We start from the raw sequence: 6,000 nt of genomic DNA, 5'->3' as shown, positions 1-6,000 counted from the left end.
TCATCACATTGCTACCCCCCTTTCCCCTTGTAAAGGGGGGAAACAATAAAAATCCAGTTCCCTCCCCTTTACAAGGGGAGGGTTAGGGTGGGGTAAAAAATATTTGATACATCAACCATAACTTTTCAAACACCCTCTAAGAGACTTCCAAGAAATAAAATCCCCAAAAATTTCTTGTAGTGCGGGCATACTTCGACAAGCTCAGTACAAGTCTTGCCCGCTGGATATGTACCTCATAACACTGGAAAGTGCTGTATATCGCTATCAGGAATACAAAAGAATCCTGATTTTGTCATGAAATCATATTTTTACTGGTTATGTCATCAAATATTAATTTATTTTTGTTGTTAGCATCATTCATTAAATATTAATTTATTAGTAATTAAAATATCTTTTTGCATTACCAACTCATAGTAATAATTAATAAAGCGGAATAACTGATAATTTCAAATTATTGAATTTGCAGATATTGACAAAATTACTTTGTCAGAGAAAATATAACTATTTTTGGGGCTTAAATACTTATGTCACTTGATGTTTCTGCGGACTTTTCATCTCAAAAGAAAATCAATTATACTGCCATTTCCCAAACCAATGCCTTTCAAAATCCCACTGATAATAGGATAATTTGGGGTAGTCATAGTTCTTCTTCCCAAGATAATTTAGCAGCAACCGCATCTGTTGCTACTAATAGTAGTTATAACTCAACAAATGGCTATGGCTTGGTGAATGCTGGATTAGCAGTGAGTAAAGCCGCAGGTGTTAGTCCCTATGCAGACGTTCCTAATGTGGGTGGGAATAATTGGGGAGCGGATCTGATCAAAGCTCCCACAGTCTGGAATAATGGATATACAGGACAAGGAACTATTGTTGCCGTACTAGATACAGGCGTAGACTACAACCATCAAGACTTAAAAAATAATATTTGGAGTAATAACAAAGAAATAGCTGGTAATGGGATAGATGATGATAGTAACGGCTATATTGACGATGCTCAAGGCTGGAATTTTGATAGTAGCAATAACAATGTCCTAGACAACAATGGTCATGGGACTCATGTTTCTGGAACTATAGCCGGAGAAAATAACGGCATTGGAGTCACTGGCATTGCTTATAACTCCAAAATTATGCCAGTCAAAGTCCTAGATGCCAACGGCTCAGGTTCTTACTCAAATATCGCCAAAGGCATTTATTACGCAGTTGATAATGGCGCAAATGTCATTAATCTCAGTCTAGGAGGTAATTCCTCTAACGATACTCTCAAGTCAGCCATTGAATATGCCAGCAGCAAAAACGTCATCGTTGTTATGGCAGCCGGTAATAATGGTGACTCAATGCCATCCTATCCCGCCCGCTACGCCTATAATTCAGGAATTGCTGTAGGTGCAGTGGATCAAAATAATAACCTTGCGGACTTTTCTAACCGTTCTGGTTCTCAAGAAATCACCTATGTCACTGCCCCAGGAGTTAATATTTACTCCACAATACCCAATAATCAATATGCCAACTACAATGGCACTTCTATGGCAGCCCCTCACATTGCTGGTGTTGTCGCTCTCATGCTCAGTGCTAACCCTAAGCTAACTGAAAGCCAAGTCCGCCAAATTATTACCAGCACATCTGCAAATAGCACTAATCCTTCAGAGCCAACAAAACCTTCAGAACCGGGGTTGAAAATGCCGTCTTTATTCCCCCCTCTAGACTCTTTTTTCCCGCTGGATTTGATTAATATGATCAATATAGGCTCAAAATTACCTTTCAACCTACAATCTCAATCATCAAACTCTATTTCCCTTCCTCCCGTTGTCGTCTCTATGAACGAAAATCAGTTAACGTTGCGTTTCGGTAATCTGGAATCATCACCCGCACAGCAGTCTAGCTACTATAGTCAGAATTTATCAATTACCTTTACTGAATCTGGCATACACTACTATGCGGACGAAACCCCAGGTGAGAATCCTGACATAAAAGTCAGCATAACTGCAACACCTCTGGGAATGGCGGTTGTTTTGGGTGTTAATCAAATCCCATTGCTTTCGCAACGGCCTTAATGTCCGCCGGAATACCCTGTTTAAATTGGGCGTGACTGTGTTTAATGGCTGTATCTGGGTCTTTTAAACCATTACCAGTGAGGACACAGACTACCGTTGCCCCGGTGGGAACTTCGTCTTTTACCTGTAACAAACCGGCGACAGAAGCCGCGCTGGCAGGTTCACAGAAAATCCCTTCCGATGATGCTAATAGTCGGTAAGCGTCGAGAATTTCTTCGTCAGTGACAGAACGGAAACTGCCTTGGCTGGCTGTTTGAGCGGCTATGGCTTTATCCCAACTGGCGGGATTACCAATTCTAATGGCTGTGGCTATGGTTTCAGGATGTGCCACTGGTTGACCATTTACTAAGGGTGCAGCCCCAGCGGCTTGGAAACCCATCATTTTCGGCAAGCGATCGCATTTACCATCTTGATGGTATTGACAAAAACCCATCCAATATGCTGTGATATTGCCCGCATTTCCCACGGGAATACATAACCAATCGGGGGCATCACCCAAGGCATCAACAACTTCAAAAGCTCCTGTTTTTTGCCCTTCTAGCCGGTAGGGGTTGACAGAATTTACCAAAGTGATGGGATATTGATCTGCCATTTCCCGGACAATTTCCAGGGCGCGGTCAAAATTTCCTTGAATAGCCAGGACTTCAGCCCCATAAAGTAACGCTTGGGCTAATTTGCCTAAAGCCACATAGCCATCAGGAATCAACACAAAGGGTTTCATTCCCCCCCGTCTAGCATAGGCAGCGGCAGCGGCGGAGGTATTACCAGTGCTGGCACAAATCACAGCCTTAGCACCTGCTTCTGCTGCTTTAGAAATTGCCATGGTCATCCCCCGGTCTTTGAAGCTACCAGTGGGGTTAAGTCCATCATATTTGACATACACCTTCACCTGTCTGCCAATACGTTCAGCGATCGCTGGCACGGGAATTAAAGGTGTGTTACCCTCCAACAAAGTCACCACCGGGGTTTTTTCGCTGACAGGCAAGTATTGACGATAGGCTTCTATCAGCCCTGGCCAGGGTTGGCAATGAGATTTAGCAGCAGACAGGCTCAAAGTCACAGGATTCAAAACTTCTTAATTAAGGATTTGGGATTGGGAATGCTCTTGGTATAAGTATCCCACTTTTCAAGTCTATATGTTAGTTGCGGAACACAGTCACAATGATCGGAGTCTTTTATCACTACATTTGTAACCGATTAGAGTATATAATGAAAACTATATAATATCTTAACAAAGATTAAGATAAGTATATTATACTATTTTTAGATGGTGTGAGTTAAGTTTCTAATGCCAACAACTATGTCTACTATGTCATCCAGTGTTTCCGAATGCGAATCCCACGCTAACTTAGTCAAGAAGTTAACGAAGGCTTACTATCGAGACGATCAGCAAGTGAAGTTCATGGACTTACAAGCAGAGGTAGATTCCCTTTTAGCGCAATTGCAAAGTCTCAAAAGCGAACAAGTGGAAGCTCCCAGCGACGAAGAATAAATTACCTGTAATGGTGACTATTCAAATTGCTGATTAGTTTGTGACCAACGTTGCAGACTATAGCCCTGTTTATTTTCTACCAGTAACGCTAGAGATTGGTCATCAGTAAGTTGAGCGATCGCTATTAGCGTTTGCTGGCTTGCATGGGCAAAATCACTATAAATTACTCTACTATCCGCCGACAAAATCAGAGTCCGGGGACGTTTTTTATCTTCCACTGGTTTTGAGTTATTACCATCGGACTGATTTAAAGATGCTATAGCGGGATCAGAAATAGTTATGACAATTTCCTGCTGTGCATCATTAGTTAAATCAGCCAATTGAACTGGCCAATCGCCCATTTTTTCCCGCATTTTCTGAAAATCAGGAATATTACCAGCATTTATATCACCCGACTGTTGTAGTTTTCTCCAGATAGTCGGCAAGATTAATTCTACTAATTGGGGTTTTTGTTGATATAACTCCTTTACAGATACCGGAGACGGTTCTATCCATTTCAACGCATCCACAGTCAGGGCTAAAGGCTGAGGTTGAAGAGATGTGACCTTATTTTCAGAAAGCGCGGAACCCGACATTAACAACCGTAAACCCTGATCTTGCACTTGTACAGCTTTAATCGTAGTCGTAGTAACTTCTTGTTCTCCATTGGGTTTCCAGACAATAATTTGCATACTAGGGTCATAACTAATACCCAGAATTTTTCGCCAAAATTTTCGAGGTTGATGTTTCAGTTGGTCAAAATTAGCAAATGGATAACGTAACCAGCTTGTACCATCATGAAATGCACTAACTTCCACCTGATACCAAACTTGATTATTAGTAATTTTCAAATCAGTTTGCAGAGATATTGGCAACCAATCCTGCTCATTAATACGACTAATTTGGTTGACAGTGCCAATAATTCGACTTTTATGGGCATTGATCTTATCATCATCAAGTTTAGTTAAAATATCTTGAATATAATTGAGTGTTTCCTGGTTAATATTCGGTTGTGCTTGCAACCAAGCATTAGCTCTTTCTTCCCCCCGTTGGACTTTAAAAATTAGTGCGACCCAAGCTAAAACTGCGCGACGATTAGGATTGAGTCGTAACGCTACAGCAGACCGATTCCAGATTCTCCCTTTATCTGTTTGTAGTAAATTAGCAATTTCTTGACCATAATCAGCTGAAGTTTCAAATACCTGTAAAGCCTTTTCCCAACGACCATCAATAATATCCGCTGTAACTTGTTGCTGAGGACTTGCCCAATTTTTCTCAGCCTGCATTTTCGTAAATTCCGAATGTAAGCGAATTACATCTATTTGCGCCCGTGCTGCCGCTGAAAAAGGCTGTTTACGCTGTTTTTCTAAAGATATCAACCATGTAGAAGCAGGAGTCCAAAGTCCATTTCTGGCTAATAACAGAGATTGTTGAAAAGCAAATTCATCAATTGCGGGTTTTTGGAAATCAATTGCTTCTAAATAAATAGAATTAACAACTAACTTACTAGGTTTAACTTGATAAACTTGTAAATTTGGTTCTACATTTATCGTTTGATCAATAATTAACTCCTTTGAATCATTACCCGTTATCTGTTGCCATTTAGGTAATTGACCATTGTGGGTCTTCCAAGATAACATTTGTTGTAAGCTTTTCAGAGTAGGATTGTAATAGACAACTTGACCATAGGTAATATTATCATCGTTATTTTTGTGTTCACCCTGCAAATAAAACCAAAATCCTGGAAATAGATTAGTATCTGCAAAAGCTTTCACCTGATTTAAAGGTAAATTTGTCTTGGTTTCTTGATTGTCTAATTCAGAAATAGCCGCAAATGAAGAGGACTCTACAAAATTTCTCGATAATCCAGTAACAGGTAATTTAGTAATTAAATAGTAGGATTTTTCTGACTGAAATTTAGATTCCAAATCCTGGGAAAGTTTATAGATCCTCAATTCTACCAATTCTTGACAATGAGATTGACAATTCTTGCGTTTTTGGAAAATTGGTAATAAAAAAGATTCCTCTGATTTACCATCTAAAGGCAGGATTTCGCCAGATAGACGTTGTTTTTGAGTTAAACCGAGTTCAATGGCTGTAAGTGTTTCCGGTAGTTCTCGTTTACCTGTAGATATTTTTGCCCATTTTGGTAAAAAATCATTCACCCAGCTAATCTGGGCAGGATTTAAAATAAATAGCACACTAATCCAACCAACACCAATAATTACACTAGCACTGCCTAACAACAGACCCATAGCCAACGTAGACCATAGCCAACTACGCCGTTGAGAACGTTTGGGTAATTTTTTAACATTCTTCTTGATTGCAGCTTGAGAAGGCTGATTCAGCTTAGTAGCTTTTGGTCTGCGTTTGCGGGGTTTATTGATCATCTGACTATTACTAGCGCTGGTAATTTGATGTTGTTCAAAATCATCCATGATAGATTTTGACAAACTTGGTGCAATTTTGCCAGTGTAC

General features: G+C 40.2%; 4 protein-coding genes. 2 read left to right on the top strand and 2 right to left on the bottom strand.

What is annotated here, in order from left to right; all coding sequences use genetic code 11:
- The first annotated feature begins 524 nt into the window (after positions 1-524).
- Positions 525-2,051 carry a S8 family peptidase gene (locus PN450_RS17585; protein WP_271837068.1) on the top strand — a complete coding sequence of 509 codons (1,527 nt, stop codon included), beginning with the start codon at positions 525-527 and terminating at the stop codon, positions 2,049-2,051.
- Here the strand turns inward: PN450_RS17585 and thrC are convergent.
- Positions 2,017-3,111, bottom strand: a complete 1,095-nt coding sequence (thrC, locus tag PN450_RS17580; protein WP_015081148.1) for a threonine synthase — start codon at positions 3,109-3,111, stop codon at positions 2,017-2,019. The genes PN450_RS17585 and thrC overlap by 35 nt on opposite strands.
- 240 nt (positions 3,112-3,351) lie before the next feature.
- Between thrC and PN450_RS17575 the strand changes: the two genes are divergently transcribed.
- Positions 3,352-3,543: a hypothetical protein gene (locus tag PN450_RS17575; protein WP_148279126.1), complete on the top strand. Its 192-nt coding sequence runs from the start codon at positions 3,352-3,354 to the stop codon at positions 3,541-3,543.
- A 17-nt stretch (positions 3,544-3,560) separates the two neighbouring features.
- On the opposite strand, the gene PN450_RS17570 is transcribed toward PN450_RS17575, so the two are convergent.
- Positions 3,561-5,960 carry a hypothetical protein gene (locus tag PN450_RS17570; protein WP_334311499.1) on the bottom strand — a complete coding sequence of 800 codons (2,400 nt, stop codon included), beginning with the start codon at positions 5,958-5,960 and terminating at the stop codon, positions 3,561-3,563.
- Between the last annotated feature and the right edge of the window lie 40 nt (positions 5,961-6,000).

The organism is Dolichospermum lemmermannii CS-548 (assembly GCF_028330815.1).
GTDB lineage: Bacteria > Cyanobacteriota > Cyanobacteriia > Cyanobacteriales > Nostocaceae > Dolichospermum > Dolichospermum lemmermannii.
The sequence above is the reverse complement of the archived record's forward strand: the minus strand, read 5'-3'. Positions and strand labels throughout refer to the sequence as shown.

What these genes read in the sequence shown, in the direction of transcription:
- PN450_RS17585 (WP_271837068.1), top strand. Translation starts at nt 525, where the DNA reads ATGTCACTTGATGTTTCTGCGGACTTTTCATCTCAAAAGAAAATCAAT.
- PN450_RS17575 (WP_148279126.1), top strand. Translation starts at nt 3,352, where the DNA reads ATGTCTACTATGTCATCCAGTGTTTCCGAATGCGAATCCCACGCTAAC.
- PN450_RS17570 (WP_334311499.1), bottom strand. Translation starts at nt 5,960, where the DNA reads ATGGATGATTTTGAACAACATCAAATTACCAGCGCTAGTAATAGTCAG.